This is a genomic window from Algibacter sp. TI.3.09 (assembly GCF_038154905.1).
GTDB lineage: Bacteria > Bacteroidota > Bacteroidia > Flavobacteriales > Flavobacteriaceae > Algibacter.
This window is the reverse complement of record NZ_JBAKAN010000003.1, coordinates 237,770-253,251: the sequence shown is the minus strand read 5'-3', so window position 1 is coordinate 253,251 and position 15,482 is coordinate 237,770. Positions and strand designations below refer to the sequence as shown.

At 33.3% G+C, this 15,482-nt stretch carries 13 protein-coding genes and 2 tRNA genes; 10 read left to right on the top strand and 5 right to left on the bottom strand.

All coding sequences use genetic code 11. The annotated features are described in order from the left end of the window. Positions 1 to 15 precede the first annotated feature (15 nt). Positions 16 to 2,019, top strand: coding sequence for an excinuclease ABC subunit UvrB (gene uvrB / locus V6246_RS12930; protein WP_341560883.1), 2,004 nt, complete (start codon positions 16 to 18; stop codon positions 2,017 to 2,019). Between the two features lie 116 nt (positions 2,020 to 2,135). Here the strand turns inward: uvrB and V6246_RS12925 are convergent, their stop codons facing one another. Beyond that, a complete protein-coding gene (locus V6246_RS12925; protein WP_042495622.1) occupies positions 2,136 to 2,549 on the bottom strand; it encodes a hypothetical protein in 414 nt (137 codons plus the stop codon). Positions 2,550 to 3,073: 524 nt separating this feature from the next. Here V6246_RS12925 and V6246_RS12920 point away from each other — a divergent pair. After that, complete coding sequence (locus V6246_RS12920) at positions 3,074 to 3,328, top strand: DUF1456 family protein (RefSeq protein WP_042504819.1); 255 nt, start codon at positions 3,074 to 3,076, stop codon at positions 3,326 to 3,328. Positions 3,329 to 3,367: 39 nt separating this feature from the next. On the opposite strand, the gene V6246_RS12915 is transcribed toward V6246_RS12920, so the two are convergent. Beyond that, positions 3,368 to 4,345 (bottom strand): FKBP-type peptidyl-prolyl cis-trans isomerase, encoded by a 978-nt coding sequence (locus V6246_RS12915; RefSeq protein WP_341560882.1) that lies wholly within the window; start codon positions 4,343 to 4,345, stop codon positions 3,368 to 3,370. 89 nt (positions 4,346 to 4,434) lie between these two features. Here V6246_RS12915 and V6246_RS12910 point away from each other — a divergent pair, with 89 nt between their 5' ends. Both V6246_RS12910 and V6246_RS12905 read left to right on the top strand, forming a co-directional pair. Next, positions 4,435 to 4,821, top strand: a complete 387-nt coding sequence (locus tag V6246_RS12910) for an RNA-binding S4 domain-containing protein (RefSeq protein WP_341560881.1) — start codon at positions 4,435 to 4,437, stop codon at positions 4,819 to 4,821. Positions 4,822 to 4,934: 113 nt separating this feature from the next. Next, positions 4,935 to 5,438: a phosphoribosyltransferase domain-containing protein gene (locus V6246_RS12905; RefSeq protein ID WP_341560880.1), complete on the top strand. Its 504-nt coding sequence runs from the start codon at positions 4,935 to 4,937 to the stop codon at positions 5,436 to 5,438. Here the strand turns inward: V6246_RS12905 and V6246_RS12900 are convergent. Next, positions 5,430 to 5,951 (bottom strand): shikimate kinase, encoded by a 522-nt coding sequence (locus tag V6246_RS12900; RefSeq protein WP_341560879.1) that lies wholly within the window; start codon positions 5,949 to 5,951, stop codon positions 5,430 to 5,432. The two genes, V6246_RS12905 and V6246_RS12900, sit on opposite strands and share 9 nt — an antisense overlap. Positions 5,952 to 6,093: 142 nt before the next feature. Between V6246_RS12900 and V6246_RS12895 the strand changes: the two genes are divergently transcribed. Together V6246_RS12895 and V6246_RS12890 are read left to right on the top strand one after the other, a co-directional pair. Then, positions 6,094 to 6,166 (top strand) — tRNA-Lys (locus V6246_RS12895). A 155-nt stretch (positions 6,167 to 6,321) separates the two neighbouring features. Beyond that, a tRNA-Lys gene (locus tag V6246_RS12890) sits at positions 6,322 to 6,394 on the top strand. 168 nt (positions 6,395 to 6,562) lie between these two features. On the opposite strand, the gene V6246_RS12885 is transcribed toward V6246_RS12890, so the two are convergent. Then, positions 6,563 to 10,048, bottom strand: a complete 3,486-nt coding sequence (locus V6246_RS12885) for a methylmalonyl-CoA mutase family protein (protein ID WP_341560878.1) — start codon at positions 10,046 to 10,048, stop codon at positions 6,563 to 6,565. Between the two features lie 147 nt (positions 10,049 to 10,195). Between V6246_RS12885 and purU the strand changes: the two genes are divergently transcribed. The 3 genes from purU to V6246_RS12870 all read left to right on the top strand — a co-directional run bounded on the left by purU (position 10,196) and on the right by V6246_RS12870 (position 13,359). Continuing rightward, on the top strand, positions 10,196 to 11,050 hold the full coding sequence (purU, locus tag V6246_RS12880) for a formyltetrahydrofolate deformylase (RefSeq protein WP_341560877.1): 855 nt from the start codon (positions 10,196 to 10,198) through the stop codon (positions 11,048 to 11,050). A gap of 164 nt (positions 11,051 to 11,214) precedes the next feature. After that, positions 11,215 to 12,309 (top strand): OmpA family protein, encoded by a 1,095-nt coding sequence (locus V6246_RS12875; protein WP_341560876.1) that lies wholly within the window; start codon positions 11,215 to 11,217, stop codon positions 12,307 to 12,309. Between the two features lie 411 nt (positions 12,310 to 12,720). Beyond that, the gene (locus V6246_RS12870; RefSeq protein WP_341560875.1) at positions 12,721 to 13,359 is read left to right on the top strand and encodes a hypothetical protein; all 639 of its coding nucleotides are present in this window, start codon (positions 12,721 to 12,723) and stop codon (positions 13,357 to 13,359) included. Positions 13,360 to 13,442: 83 nt separating this feature from the next. Here the strand turns inward: V6246_RS12870 and V6246_RS12865 are convergent, their stop codons facing one another. Next, complete coding sequence (locus V6246_RS12865; protein ID WP_341560874.1) at positions 13,443 to 14,567, bottom strand: TlpA family protein disulfide reductase; 1,125 nt, start codon at positions 14,565 to 14,567, stop codon at positions 13,443 to 13,445. A gap of 140 nt (positions 14,568 to 14,707) precedes the next feature. On the opposite strand from V6246_RS12865, the gene V6246_RS12860 reads away from it, so the two are divergent. Then, positions 14,708 to 15,415, top strand: a complete 708-nt coding sequence (locus V6246_RS12860) for a DUF4197 domain-containing protein (RefSeq protein WP_341560873.1) — start codon at positions 14,708 to 14,710, stop codon at positions 15,413 to 15,415. Positions 15,416 to 15,482 lie beyond the last annotated feature (67 nt).

Genomic DNA, 15,482 nt, shown 5'->3' with positions numbered 1-15,482 from the left:
GCGTAATTTTGTAAAATGAAGTTTAAAATTGAATCAGAATTTAAGCCAACAGGCGATCAACCAAACGCAATTAAACAATTAGCGGCAGGTTTCAATGCCGATGAAAAATATCAAACTTTATTAGGGGTTACTGGGTCTGGTAAAACATTTACTATTGCAAATGTTATAGAAGAAGTACAACGCCCAACTCTAATTTTAGCGCATAATAAAACTTTGGCAGCGCAGTTATACTCGGAGTTTAAACAGTTTTTTCCGAATAATGCTGTTGAGTATTTTGTGTCTTATTACGATTATTATCAACCAGAAGCTTACATTCCTGTTTCTGGAGTGTACATCGAAAAAGATTTATCTATAAATGAAGAAATAGAGAAAATGCGTTTAAGCGCAACCTCTTCCCTACTTTCTGGACGTCGTGATGTTATTGTAATTGCGTCGGTATCTTGTATTTACGGTATTGGAAACCCTGTCGAATTTCAGAAAAACGTAATTTCATTAAAGCAAGATCAAGAAATTTCACGAACTAAACTCCTTCATACCTTAGTACAAAGTTTATATTCTAGAACCGAAGCCGATTTTAGACATGGAAATTTCAGAATAAAAGGTGATACTGTCGATATTTTTCCGAGTTATGCTGATGATGCTTTTAGAATACACTTTTTTGGAGATGAGATTGAAGAAATCGAGTCTTTCAATATTCAAACTAATGAAATTGTTGAAAAATACGAACAAATAACAATTTATCCTGCAAACATGTTTGTAACATCTCCCGATGTTTTACAAAATGCCATTTCGGAAATTCAGGATGATTTAGTTAAACAACATGATTATTTTAAAGAAATAGGCAAACACCTTGAAGCCAAACGCTTAAAAGAGCGTACGGAATTCGATTTAGAAATGATACGTGAATTAGGGTATTGTTCTGGTATTGAAAACTATTCGCGCTATTTAGACCGCAGACAGCCAGGAACACGACCTTTCTGTTTACTCGATTATTTTCCGGACGACTATTTAATGGTTGTAGACGAAAGTCACGTTACCGTTTCTCAAGTTCACGCCATGTATGGTGGTGATAGAAGTCGAAAAGAAAATTTAGTAGAATACGGCTTTAGATTACCTGCCGCTATGGACAACAGACCTTTAAAATTTGAAGAGTTTGAAGCCATACAAAACCAAGTAATATACGTAAGTGCCACACCAGCCGATTACGAATTACAGAAAACCGATGGCGTTTATGTAGAGCAAGTTATTAGACCTACCGGACTTTTAGACCCTATTATTGAAATTAGACCAAGTTTAAATCAAATTGATGATTTAATTGAAGAAATACAAATACGCGTAGAAAAAGACGAACGTACTTTGGTTACCACGCTTACCAAACGTATGGCGGAGGAATTAACCAAATATTTAGACCGTATTCAAATTCGTTGTCGTTACATACATAGTGATGTTGACACTTTGGAGCGTGTTGAAATTATGCAAGATTTACGTAAAGGCTTATTTGATGTTTTAGTTGGTGTAAACTTACTTCGTGAAGGTTTAGATTTACCAGAAGTATCTCTAGTCGCTATTTTAGATGCCGATAAAGAAGGCTTCTTGCGTTCGGCAAGATCTTTAACGCAAACCGTTGGTCGTGCCGCTAGAAACCTTAACGGAAGAGCAATAATGTATGCTGATAAAATCACTAAAAGTATGCAGAAAACGATGGACGAAACCGATTACCGTCGTGAGAAACAAATTGCCTACAATACCAAATTCAACATCACACCAACAGCACTAAACAAAAGTTTAGATAATGTATTAACCAAAAATTCGGTAAGTACTTACAGTTATGAGCTAGAAGCTGCTAAAGCCGCTGAGCCAGAGAGTGAGTATTTAACCAAAGGTGAATTAGAAAAGAAAATTAGAGAGAAACGCAAACTTATGGAAGAAGCTGCAAAAGCATTAGACTTTTTAGTTGCAGCTAAACTACGTGACGAAATTAAAGCATCTCAAGATAAACTAGAAAAGCTAAAGAATTAAATCTTTAGCTTTTCTATAATCCTATACTTTTCAACTAAAATTAACACTTAATAGCTTTTCCTTAAAGGAAAAAAGAATGAGTGATAGGATGTTATTTTATAAAGTATACTGTCTTTCTAATTATACTGTGTTTTAAAAATATCTATTAAAACATCTGGTGGTACAATTTTATTCGGGAAACTCTCCATTAAATAAAGTACTTTAGTGATAGACTCGTGACTTAATCCCATACGTAAACCAAAATTGTACAATTTAATTACGCCCTTAGAATTGTTTCCTCCGCCATGTTCTTGCTCTATATTCATTAATAGCACAAGTCTATGGAATTGTACAATACGTTCGCTATGCGATTTTAGGTGAGTATAGTTTATTGGATTTTTAATTAAATATTCAAAATCCTCACGTTCTATCTCTAATTGCTTGGCAACGCCTAGCAAAAAGTTATATTCTATATTTTTTATATCCTTGTCGTGCTTCGCAAAAGCAATCATTTCGGATAGGAGATGCAATTTCTGAGCTCTATTAATCATTTTAAACTAATTTTGAGGGTTATACCATAAATTTAAGCAGAAACATTAAAAACTAATCGAAGATATAATGTAGCTTATCGAAAAGGCCATGGTATTTTATCGTGTTTTTCTTTATTTCATCAATGTTTAAAAAAATTTCATCTAATAAAATTGCGTTTTATCATTTAGAGTCTTTATTAACAGAATATTAAGAAGCTCTCAAACCACCTAATAAACCAAGAGGTTCCAAAGAAAGACTACACACAACTTCCCTGTTTTCAGTATTTTACAGAATTACCTCACATAGAGAAAACAAAAACATCAGCTTGTATTATTTCAAAAGTAAAAATCGATGAAATGCACACCGTTACTAAGTTTACCCCATAAAATCATTATTTTATTTAATGAAGTAAGAAATACTAACAAAAATTCTATTTAAAATATTGAGTTAACTTAAATTTTAATATCTTAATTTTACATTTCTCGATAAAAGGACGATTTAAAACCTATTTCAAACTGTAAAAACAGCAATTGCTATTCAAAATATGACAAATAACGATATTTTAAAAAAGTTACGCGTGGCATTAAAACTACGTGATGATGAAATTGTAAAAATTTTAGAACTTGTAGATTTCAGAATTTCTAAAAGTGAATTGGGTGCGTTCTTTAGACGCGACGATCACCCGAAGTATATGGAATGCGGCGATCAAGTTTTACGTAATTTCCTTAACGGCTTAGTAATTCATTTAAGAGGGCCAATGCCTAAAAAAGGAGAAAAGAAACCACAAAAAAAGGAGTAGCGATTAGCTACTCCTTTTTTTTATGAATTAAAAATCTAATTAATCTTGATTAGATTCTGTTTCTGTAATATCTAGATATTTTGCAATGCCATTAGCACCAATATCATTTCCTGGGTTACCATCTTCATCTATATCTTCATATATAGAGAAAACACCATCATTATCATCATCTGTATCAGCATAATCTGGTGTTCCATCACCATCAGTATCATCATCCGTAGTATCTTCTAAATCATCATAATTAACTGTAAATTCACCATCACCATTTAAATCTTCAAGATAAGATGGCACACCATCAAAATCATGATCGTTTACAGTAGTCTGTAATAAATCGAATTTAAAAATTAAAGGTGAGTAAGCTGAAATATCTGTTAAACTAGAAGAAAAATAACCAAGTCCTGAAGGAAGAAACATAACGCCCGCTCCATGGTTAGAGTAAGCTACAGTACCATCTGCTGCATCTGCAATAGTTTCAGCTGTATTAAAGTCGGTTAAAACTTTTCTCCAAGCCGGAATTAAATCTATTAAATCTAGATTCACAGGATTAACAGCGCTATCGAAAACAGTACCATCTAATCCAGATCCTTCATATCTCACTCTTACATCATCACAAAAGTGTGGAGATTCATCGCCACCACCATCATTTAAATGTAAAATGTATACAATATAATCAGTTTCTGCATAAACCACTTCTTTCGCATCTAGTACAAAATCGGCATCGGCATTGTTCAATAAAGAACTTAGCAAAATGCTACCTTCTGGCAAAGTCTCACCATCTAATAATTCTGTTAATTCTAAATCACCAATATTAGGATTTACATTTTCTCCTTGAAAATCACTTGCATTAAAGTAATGGCTTTCTAAATATGTAAGTAAAGCTTCATTATCTTCAACTTGCTGTTCTGTTCTATCATTTTCTTCAACAACAACCACGTCATCAGCGTCGTCATCCTTCTTACAGGCCGAAAAAACTAAAACTAAACTTAATATTAAAAAACTTATTTTTCTTAAACTCATTATTGCGTATTTTTGACGCGCAAGATACACTTTATTCAAGAATATTTAATCTTGCACAACAACATTAACGAAGTTTTTACAATAATTGTATGCGGATTGATAAGTATTTGTGGTGTATTAGATATTATAAAACGAGAACCTTGGCTACAACGGCTTGTAAAAAGGGCCAAGTTAGAATAAATAACGACCAAGTAAAACCAAGTAGAGATGTTTATCCTCAGGATATTGTTGAACTCCGAAAGAACCAAATTAACTATCGCTTAAAGGTTAACGATATTCCGGAAAGCCGTGTTGGTGCAAAGCTTGTAGATCTTTACAGAACAGATACAACTCCAAAGGAACAATTTGAAGCTCAAGAACTTTTAAAATACTCGAAAGATTATTATAGAAAAAAAGGAGTGGGTCGCCCTACTAAAAAAGATCGTAGAGATATTGATGGCTATACTGAAGATCCTCTTTTTGATGAAGAAGAATAATTATTTTTCTAAAAAAAGGTTTAAACCGAACGCTTATATCGTCAACTTTGATTGATATAAAACTGCTAGAACGAATAAAAAAACTTAATTTTATACTTTAAACGCTATCTATTATGACTGCCACAAGTAACATTATTTTAAATCACACCGAAATTAACCACAAAATACGTCGTATTGCTTTTCAAATTTATGAAAGTAACATGGACGAAACAGAGGTGATTTTAGCAGGAATAGACAGTAATGGCTATGTTTTTGCAAAAAAACTAAAATTGGCATTGCAAAAAATTTCTGAAATTAATGTTTCACTGTGTAAAGTAAGTATCGATAAAAAAAATCCGTGGCAAGAGATCAAAACGTCTATGGATCCCGAAGATTATAAAAACAAATCTATTGTATTGGTAGATGATGTTTTAAACTCCGGAACCACACTAATTTATGGCGTTAAACACTTTTTAAATGTGCCTTTAAAACAATTTAAAACGGCTGTTTTAGTAAACAGAAACCATAAAAAATACCCTGTAAAGGCAGATTATAAAGGTATTTCGCTTTCCACCTCGTTGCATGAACACGTTAATGTTATTTTAGAAGGTAAAAACTTTGAAGCTATTTTAGAATAAGCTATCAAAAACATCTTTTGTAACTTCCTTTTTAGATCTACCATCAATAGACACCTTAACATTGGCTTGATTATAGTAATAAGCACGCTCAAATAAGTGTTTACCTATAAATTCGGCCATAGCCTCCTCGGTTTCAATATGCGCTATTAAAGGGCGTGTTGCCTTTTTCTTCATTAACTTTTCAATTAATGTAGGTATAGATGCCTTTAAATACACGCTCCTTACGTTCTCGGCACTTAAAATAGCATCCATATTACTACTGTAGCAAGGCGTACCTCCACCAACAGATAAAATAATATCTTCTTTAGATTCAAGTTGCTCACGCAAATAAAGTGCTTCTTGTTTTCTGAAATAGATTTCACCTTTAGATTTAAACACCTCGGAAACCGAAGCATTTTCTTTAGATTCAATTAAATCATCTAAATCAATAAAATTATAATTTAGTTTTTTTGCTAATCTCTTTCCAATTGTTGACTTTCCGGAAGCCATATACCCCATTAAAACTATTATCATTTTTTCGTTAAGAATTGATTTTTAAAAACATACGATTTACAGATGCAAAAAAACGAAATTTATTTAAAAAAAGTGTTGTTTTATTAAAGAAAGGTTTTATATTTGCACCCGCTAACAGCAATGTTAACAACTTTGAAATAATGACCTGGTAGCTCAGTTGGTAGAGCATCTCCCTTTTAAGGAGAGGGTCCTGGGTTCGAGCCCCAGCCCGGTCACAAAAAACCTATAGATTGAAAAATTTGTAGGTTTTTTTATTAAAGTTTTTATTAATAAAAACTTAAGTTTAATTACAAATATAATTGTTTTTCTAATTAAAGATGTTATATTTGCACCCGCTAACAATTACTGTTAGTATTTATTTTGAAATAATGACCTGGTAGCTCAGTTGGTAGAGCATCTCCCTTTTAAGGAGAGGGTCCTGGGTTCGAGCCCCAGCCCGGTCACAAAAAAAACCTTTAAATCTTTTGATTTAAAGGTTTTTTGCTTTTTATAAGTTTCTTGTATTTCGCTCTAAGCACTTTTTAATAAAACAGAAGCTTCGAGACCTCAAACTATTTTAAGGTCTCAAAAACTATCCTAAAAGTATTCTATTAACTATTTAAATGTGCTGTTTACATATTTCGGCGGTACTGCCCTCCTACTTCAAACAAGGCATTTGTAATTTGCCCTAAAGAACATACTTTACAAACTTCCATTAAGGCTTCGAATATATTTTCGTTATTCACGGCTTTATGTTGAAGCTCTTTTAATAAAGCTTCTGTTTTATGTGCGCTATGTAGATTTTTTAATGTTTTAATTTGAAATTGTTTTTCTTCTTCGGTAGCACGAATAACTTCCGCAGGTAAAACCGTTGGAGAACCTTGGCTACTTAAAAAGGTGTTTACTCCAATTATCGGAAAATCACCATTATGTTTTAAAGTTTCATAATACAGACTTTCTTCTTGTATTTTACTACGTTGATACATGGTTTCCATAGCTCCTAAAACTCCACCACGTTCTGTTATTCTATCAAACTCTAACAATACGGCTTCCTCTACCAAATCGGTTAATTCCTCAATAATAAACGAGCCTTGTATTGGGTTTTCATTTTTATTTAAACCTAACTCTTTATTAATAATAAGTTGAATAGCCATAGCGCGACGTACGGACTCCTCTGTTGGCGTTGTAATCGCTTCATCATAAGCATTTGTATGTAGCGAGTTACAGTTGTCGTAAATAGCGTATAAAGCCTGAAGTGTTGTACGGATATCGTTAAAATCGATTTCTTGAGCATGTAAACTTCTTCCAGATGTTTGAATATGATATTTAAGCATTTGTGCTCTGGCGTTGGCGCCATACTTATGCTTCATGGCTTTTGCCCAAATTTTACGAGCTACACGACCAATTACCGCATATTCCGGATCGATACCATTGGAAAAGAAGAAGGACAAGTTTGGTCCGAATTTATTAATATCCATACCACGGCTTAAATAATATTCCACGTAAGTGAAACCATTAGATAAGGTTAATGCCAATTGAGTAATGGGGTTTGCTCCTGCTTCGGCAATATGATATCCGGAAATAGACACCGAATAAAAATTACGCACATTATTATCTATAAAATATTCTTGCACATCGCCCATCAATCGTAATGCAAATTCTGTTGAAAAAATACAGGTGTTTTGAGCTTGGTCTTCTTTTAAAATATCGGCCTGAACGGTACCTCTAACTTGAGCAATGGTATTTATTTTAATTTCTGCATAAACATTTGCGGGTAACACCTGATCTCCTGTTACACCTAAAAGCATTAAACCTAAACCATTATTACTTTCAGGTAAATCGCCGTTGTATTTTGGGCGCTCTTTACCTTTATAAATTTCAGCTATTTTGGCTTCTACTTCATCTTCTAAATTATTTTCTTTTATATAAATCTCACATTGTTGATCGATGGCTGCATTCATAAAAAAGCCAAGCAACATTGGTGCAGGACCATTAATCGTCATACTCACAGAGGTCATTACGTGTGCCAAATCGAAACCAGAATATAACTTTTTAGCATCGTCTAAACAACAAATAGAAACGCCTGCATTTCCAATTTTACCGTAAATATCTGGACGTAAATCCGGATCGTTTCCGTAAAGTGTAACACTATCAAAAGCGGTTGACAAGCGTTTTGCCGGCAATCCTGCACTTACATAATGAAACCTTTTATTGGTACGTTCTGGTCCGCCTTCGCCAGCAAACATTCTTGCGGGATCTTCTCCTGTTCTTTTAAAGGGATACAAACCAGATGTGTATGGAAATTCTCCAGGTACATTTTCTTGTAAGCACCATTTTAGTAAATCACCCCAAGCTTGATATTTTGGTAAAGCTATTTTAGGAATCTGTAAATGCGATAACGACTCGGAATGTGTTTCAATATTAATGTCCTTATCCCTAACTTTAAAGCTATAGATTGGGTTTTTATATTTATTTACTTTCTCGCCCCAAGTGGTAATAATTTCCCAGTTGTAAGGATCGAGGTTTAATTTTACTCTGTCGAATTCTTTTATAAGTAGTTTCAATAAACTTCTTTGAGATTCTTCGTCAGGCGTTCCTCCTTCTTTCGGAATCACAATTCCTTTATCATTCTGAGCTTTTTGAAGAATTTCATCATCATTTAATCCTAATTTTCCAATAAGCGACATCTCGACTTCGCTCGATGACACATTCATTACAGAACAAATGGTTTTATAAATTCCGTAAAGCTTCTGTGCCACTTCAAACTGTTCCAAGCCTTTTTTATCGTAAGCACGGTTGTTTTCAGCAATTTCAGATAAATAACGTGTTCTATTTGGCGGAATTACAAAAATCTTTTCACTCATTTCATTAGAAATGGTAAAGGTTGATTTTAAATCGGCACTCGCCTTTTCAACCAAAGTGTCCATAATCGCTTTGTAAAGCGTATTCATTCCTGGGTCGTTAAACTGAGAAGCGATGGTTCCGAAAACCGGTAAATCGTCCTGATGGGTATCCCACAGATTATTATTACGCATGTATTGTTTTTTTACATCGCGTAAAGCATCTAGCGAACCCCGTTTATCAAATTTATTAATAGCTACCAAATCGGCAAAATCGAGCATATCAATTTTTTCAAGTTGCGTTGCTGCTCCAAATTCCGGCGTCATTACATATAAGGACACATCAGAATGTTCGATAATTTCCGTATCACTCTGCCCAATTCCCGAAGTTTCTAATATAATAAGATCGAACTCTGCGGCTTTTAAAACCTCAACCGCTTCATTTACATATTTTGAAAGTGCTAAATTAGATTGTCTCGTTGCCAAACTTCGCATATAAACACGCGAATTGTTAATAGCATTCATACGGATTCTATCACCTAGAAGTGCTCCACCTGTTTTTCTTTTAGAAGGATCTACAGAAACAATACCAACTGTTTTTTCGGGAAAATCTATTAAAAACCTGCGTACAAGCTCGTCTACCAAACTCGATTTTCCTGCACCTCCGGTTCCGGTAATACCCAAAACTGGTGTTTTTGAATTTTTATTTTTATTATGAATTTTATCTAAAACTGCTTTTGAAATCTCCGGAAAATTCTCTGCCGAAGAAATAACTCTAGCTATCGTTTTATCATTTTTATTCTTTAAAGTATCAACATCTATATCGAGTTGATCGCCAATGGCAAAATCTGATTGTTGTACCAAATCATTAATCATGCCCTGCAAGCCCATTTCACGGCCATCATCTGGAGAATAGATTCTTGAAATACCATAATCCATCAAATCTTTTATTTCCGAAGGTAAAATAACACCGCCGCCGCCGCCAAAAATTTTAATATGCTCTGCGCCGCGTTCCTTCAACAAATCGAACATGTATTTAAAATACTCGTTATGCCCACCTTGGTACGATGTTAAACAAATAGCATTAACATCTTCTTGAATGGCTGTATTTACAACTTCTTCCACACTTCTATCGTGACCTAAATGAATCACTTCCACTCCAGTAGACTGAATAATTCGACGCATAATATTAATAGAAGCATCATGACCATCAAATAATGATGCAGCTGTAACTATTCGAACTTTATATTTTGGTTTGTAGGAAGAAATTTGTTTCATTCTTAAAAAATCTTATGATTAGAACTGCGAATTTACGGAATATTCAAAAATATCAGCAATTTGCAACGGATAATCTAATTTTAAAATACAAACTCCAATTTATCTAATTTTAACTTACATTTAACAAAAATTAACAAGTACGTTTTAATGAATAAAATCACCATACTCATTCACTGTAAAGATCTACCTGGCATCATTGCATCGGTAACCAACTTTATAACTGAAAAACAGGGTAATGTTATTTACTTAGATCAGCATGTAGACCGGGAACAGAACATATTTTTCATGCGTTTAGAAAGCGAATTTCAAGACGTTAACTTTTCAACAGAAACTTTTAAAGCGTGTTTTAAAAGCAATATTGCCGATGAGTTTAATATGAAATGGCGCATATATTCTTCTGAAAAGAAACCTAAAATGGCGCTTTTTGTTTCTAAATACGATCATTGCCTTTACGATTTGTTAGGCCGTTATAATTCTGGTGAACTTAATTTAGAAATTCCTTTTATAATAAGTAACCATAACGACTTAAAACCTATTGCAGATAGTTTTAAAATACCGTTTTACCATATTCCTGTTACCAAAGACACTAAAGCACAAGCCGAAACCAAGCAATTAGAGTTGCTAGAAGCGCATAATATCGATTTTATTGTGCTGGCTCGCTACATGCAAATAGTTTCTGGTACATTAATTAATAAATACCCAAATAAAATAATAAATATACATCACTCCTTTTTACCAGCCTTTGTGGGCGCCAAACCTTATCACTCTGCTTACAAGCGCGGTGTTAAAATTATTGGAGCTACAAGTCACTACGTAACCGAGGAGTTAGATGCCGGACCAATTATTGAGCAAGATGTTGCACATGTATCGCATACATATACTATAGATGCACTTATTGCCAAAGGAAGAGATTTAGAAAAAATAGTGCTAGCTAATGCGATAAAATCACATTCAAACAGAAAAGTTATGGTGTATAACAATAAAACCGTAATTTTTTCGTAACTTTTTAATCCATTAATAATCAACACTTAGAACCCTTAAAACCCCTCGAAAAAGTGCTCTTAACTAACACTTTTTAATTTTTTATCAATATAACTTGTGACTTATCAGTTTTTCCTGTGTCTTAATAATGTGGAAAAACAACCATTAACTAAATTTTAATTTTTATGAAAACAAATTTATTTTTAAGCCTAGCTTTAATTTTCGGAATCGGGTTTACCCAAGCTCAAAACTTACCAGCAAATCCTGATCCAGGAAAATGTTATGTTAAGTGTATTACAAAAGATGAATTCAAAGACATCGAAGAAACTATCGAAGTATATCCAGCATATTCTATTTTAGAAGTAGTTCCTGCAACATACAGAACTGTAGAAGATCGTGTATTAGTAAAAGAAGCTGCTAAAAAATTCGTTTACGTTCCTGCAACTTACGAAACTGTTGAAGTACCTTACGTAAAGAAAGAAGGTAGAACAGATTTAAACATCAATCCTGCAACTTTCGGTTCTAGTTCTAGAACTTTCGAAACTTACCCAAAAACTTCTGGATGGGAATACAAGGAAACTGCTTGTGATTCTCCTAACAAAGAAGATTGTGTTGTAGCATGTTTTGTTGAATACCCTGCTCAATCTAGAGATGTAAGCTTTACAACTTTAGCTACAGATGCTTCAACTAGCCAAGTGCCAGTTACAGAATTAAACACAGTATACAAAAAACGTGTTATCAAAACTCCAGCAAGAATGGACGAAATTGAAATTCCTGCAGAATACTCAACTATCAAACGTCAAGTTGTTCAAACTCCAGCATCTACAAGAAGCGTAACTGTACCTGCAAAAATGCAAACTGTTACAAGAACTGTATTAGCTAAAAAAGGTGGAATTACTACTTGGGAAGAAGTTGATTGTGGATTATTAAAATCTAACGTATTACCAATTTTTTACGAAACAGGTAGTGCTCGTATCACTCCAGCGTCTAAAAAAATTATCGACGAAACATTATTACCTTTATTAAACAGCAAGCCTGTGAGCATCGAACTAATGTCTCATACAGATGCTAGAGGAAATGATGATTTCAACATGTCTTTATCACAACAACGTGCTAACTCAGTAGTAAACTACTTAGTATCTAAAGGAATCTCTAGAAACCGTTTAACTGCAAAAGGATACGGAGAAACAAGATTAGTAAACCGTTGTGCTAATGGTGTTGATTGTTCAGATAACGAACACCAAAAGAACAGACGTACAGAATTTAGAGTTATACAATAAAAACATTGTAAATTCTATTACAATTTTAAACTGAGGGGTTAGTTTAATTATCGAAAAGGGCATCTTTTAATTAAGGTGCCCTTTTTATTTTATATCATTTTTTTGGCGTTACCACAAGGGTCGGGCTTTCCGCTACAAATCCTCGCGCCACCGATTACCATCGGCCCCGCTGTGGGTTTTACACTGCAATCCCTAACGCAAGTATTTGCCATCCAAATCCCTTCTCAATTCAGCATTAACATTTAGCTAAACCAGTTCTCCATGATTATTAAAATAAAAATCTACGAGCACTAATAGACCAACGGTAATGTTTTAATTAAAATAAGAAAAAACTTCAATTCTTATTTTTTAAACTAAGGTATATCTCTATATTTAATGCTTAATTCAATTAAAACACTCAAATAAAACAACATGAAAAAAGTAATTTTTGCAGCAACATTAATGTTTCTAGCCATTATCAACACATCTTGCGATAGTAATGATGATAAAGATGATACTTCGGAAACTCAATATCCAATTACCCTTAAATTCTCTCACGTAGAAGAAAGCTTCTCTTATATTAAAGATGGAACAGAAACCGAAGAAGTACCCGATGATGTTTTAGCCGCATATTACGAAAACAGCGGACTTGGGCGTAATAAAGCAGAAATAGAAGAGGAAAGTAAAGACTATTATGTTAAATTTATAAGTGACACAGAGGTGGTGGTTGCTCAATATGGCGAAATCTATAATGTAGATTACGTATTTGAAGACGGATTTCTTCACGTCTATTATGAAGACGAAGATGAGGATGGAGAGATCATTAAACTTTTACTTGGTAAAGGCGACCTTAATAAATTAGAATATCTATACTCTTCTATAGTGCATAAAGTAGAAAACGGAAGTAGCGGATCTGCCAGTGCTTACGAAGATGCCGGAGATATACCATATTTTCCAACAACTTTTGACAACTCTGTAAATTTCCATAATTACGAGAATATTACAGATATACAAGGTGATGAAACTTATTTGTTAATACACAACTTAGCTGATGTATATATTAAAGAATAAATAATTTCCTTTTACAAAATAAAAAAGCTCAAGATTTATATCCTGAGCTTTTTTATTTTAAAGTAATTAGTTCTCCAACGAACCTAACGTTTATTGTAAACATACTCTGGGTATGTTGTAACTTTCTTTTCTACCTTTATTCCGTATTCTCCAAGATTAGAAGACATAAACTCAAAATATTTGTAATGAATTTGCCAATCATGTAACTCTTCATTTTTAAACTTCTTATCAAAAACAATAGGAGTTTCTAACAAAAAAGATAATTGATAAGCAATATCGGTTATGGAAGCATTATCTGCCTGTATATCTGAATCGCCTATTAAATATTTTGAATTATTTATTCCCCAGTCTATTTGGTTAGTATCCCAAAACTTAGCATCATCAATATTAAAAACCAATACATCTCCTTCCTTTTCATACTCCTTACGGCGTAACTTTAAAGCTTTACTAATACTGTTTTCTTTATTTTCAAAGGCTTTAGAACCTTCTTCAAAATACATTTTATAATACTTATTATCCTCTTTAGAAATTTTAATTTGCGCTTTATTACTGTGCAACGCGTAAGCCATAATGTCTTGCAAACGACCTTCAATCTCTAAATAACCATTTCTATTAACAGCCTGAATTCCGGAACTAACACCATGATCTACTTCCATTTCTAGAAAATCGAAATCTCTTCTTCGTTTTATGGGGTTCTCTATAGCGACCTCTTGTTTGTATTCTTCTAACTTAAAAAAATCATCAACAGCAATAGTTTTTTGATTTCTAGCTAAAAACCCACCAATTTTATAAGCCTTTAAATCGGCTGCATGCCCTTCCCATAGTTTTTGTCCATCAGCATTAAATAAAATACCATAAGGTAGACTAGCAATATTGTTTAAAGCAAAAGTTTCGCCTTCATAATCTGTGGCAACGGCCAAACCTGTATTGTGTTTAACCATAAACTTATTTACTACTTCTGCACTTTCTTGAGTTAAAGACAGAATGTAAAAGTTTTTAGGAAACTGCTGTTGTAACGATTCTAAATATTTAGAAACATGAATACACGGGCCACACCATGTTGCCCAAAAATCTACAAAATACAACGCGTTTTCATCCGTGGTTGCAATCGAAGATTTTTTAATGTTCTTTGATATATGTATTTGCCCAAAAAAAATCATTGGAGTTAAAACACATAACAAGCAAAGTACTAATTTTCTTATTTTCATTATAATACAGCTTAATATAGAGTCAATTTAATAATATATTGTGATACATACAATAATTGTGCTAAAATAGTATTTTAAAAAAAGAGAATGGTTTTCATTTGTAAAATATATCTTTGTCTTTTAATATAAAACCCAATATCATGATTCGTAAAGCACTCGTTTTCTTACTAATATTTAATCTTACGGCATGTGCCGAACTTCAACAAGTAGTTAGTCAACTACCACAAGCAAGTGGCGCATTAGGCACTACCGAAATAGCATCAGGCTTACGTGAAGCTCTAGATTTAGGTATTGACAAGCAAGTAACAAAACTAACACAAACCGATGGTTTCTTTAAAAACGATTTAGTTAAAATTTTATTACCAGAAGAATTACAAAAAGTAGACAAAGCCCTTAGAGACATAGGCTTAAGCAGCCTTGCAGACGAAGGTTTAAAAGTACTTAATAGAGCGGCAGAAGATGCTGTAAAAGAAGCTACTCCTATTTTTGTAGACGCTGTAAAAGACATTACGTTTGCAGATGCTAAAAATATTTTACTCGGTAGCAACGATGCTGCAACACAGTACTTAACATCTAAAACACAAACAGCTCTTTACGATAAATTTAATCCTGTAATAAAAAGCTCTTTTGGAAAAGTAGGTGCCGATCAAGTATGGAGTAATTTAATTACTAAATACAACGCATTACCATTTACTAGTGATGTTAATCCAGATTTAACAGATTACGTAACAGGTGAAGCTTTAAAAGGTGTTTTTACAATGATTGCCGTTGAAGAAACTGAAATTAGAACTAAAGTATCTTCTAGATCTACAGATTTATTAAAAAAGGTTTTTGCTTTGCAAGACTAGATTTTTAAATATAAATAAAAGCCGCATACAGTTTTAAATTGTATGCGGCTTTTTTTATTGTATTAAT

Bases quoted from the DNA above. Each gene is read 5' to 3' on its own strand.
- V6246_RS12920 (WP_042504819.1), top strand. From the start codon at position 3,074: ATGACAAATAACGATATTTTAAAAAAGTTACGCGTGGCATTAAAACTA.
- V6246_RS12870 (WP_341560875.1), top strand. From the start codon at position 12,721: ATGAAAAAAGTAATTTTTGCAGCAACATTAATGTTTCTAGCCATTATC.
- V6246_RS12875 (WP_341560876.1), top strand. From the start codon at position 11,215: ATGAAAACAAATTTATTTTTAAGCCTAGCTTTAATTTTCGGAATCGGG.
- uvrB (WP_341560883.1), top strand. From the start codon at position 16: ATGAAGTTTAAAATTGAATCAGAATTTAAGCCAACAGGCGATCAACCA.
- V6246_RS12900 (WP_341560879.1), bottom strand. From the start codon at position 5,951: ATGATAATAGTTTTAATGGGGTATATGGCTTCCGGAAAGTCAACAATT.
- V6246_RS12925 (WP_042495622.1), bottom strand. From the start codon at position 2,549: ATGATTAATAGAGCTCAGAAATTGCATCTCCTATCCGAAATGATTGCT.
- V6246_RS12910 (WP_341560881.1), top strand. From the start codon at position 4,435: ATGCGGATTGATAAGTATTTGTGGTGTATTAGATATTATAAAACGAGA.
- V6246_RS12885 (WP_341560878.1), bottom strand. From the start codon at position 10,048: ATGAAACAAATTTCTTCCTACAAACCAAAATATAAAGTTCGAATAGTT.
- V6246_RS12905 (WP_341560880.1), top strand. From the start codon at position 4,935: ATGACTGCCACAAGTAACATTATTTTAAATCACACCGAAATTAACCAC.
- V6246_RS12865 (WP_341560874.1), bottom strand. From the start codon at position 14,567: ATGAAAATAAGAAAATTAGTACTTTGCTTGTTATGTGTTTTAACTCCA.
- V6246_RS12915 (WP_341560882.1), bottom strand. From the start codon at position 4,345: ATGAGTTTAAGAAAAATAAGTTTTTTAATATTAAGTTTAGTTTTAGTT.
- purU (WP_341560877.1), top strand. From the start codon at position 10,196: ATGAATAAAATCACCATACTCATTCACTGTAAAGATCTACCTGGCATC.
- V6246_RS12860 (WP_341560873.1), top strand. From the start codon at position 14,708: ATGATTCGTAAAGCACTCGTTTTCTTACTAATATTTAATCTTACGGCA.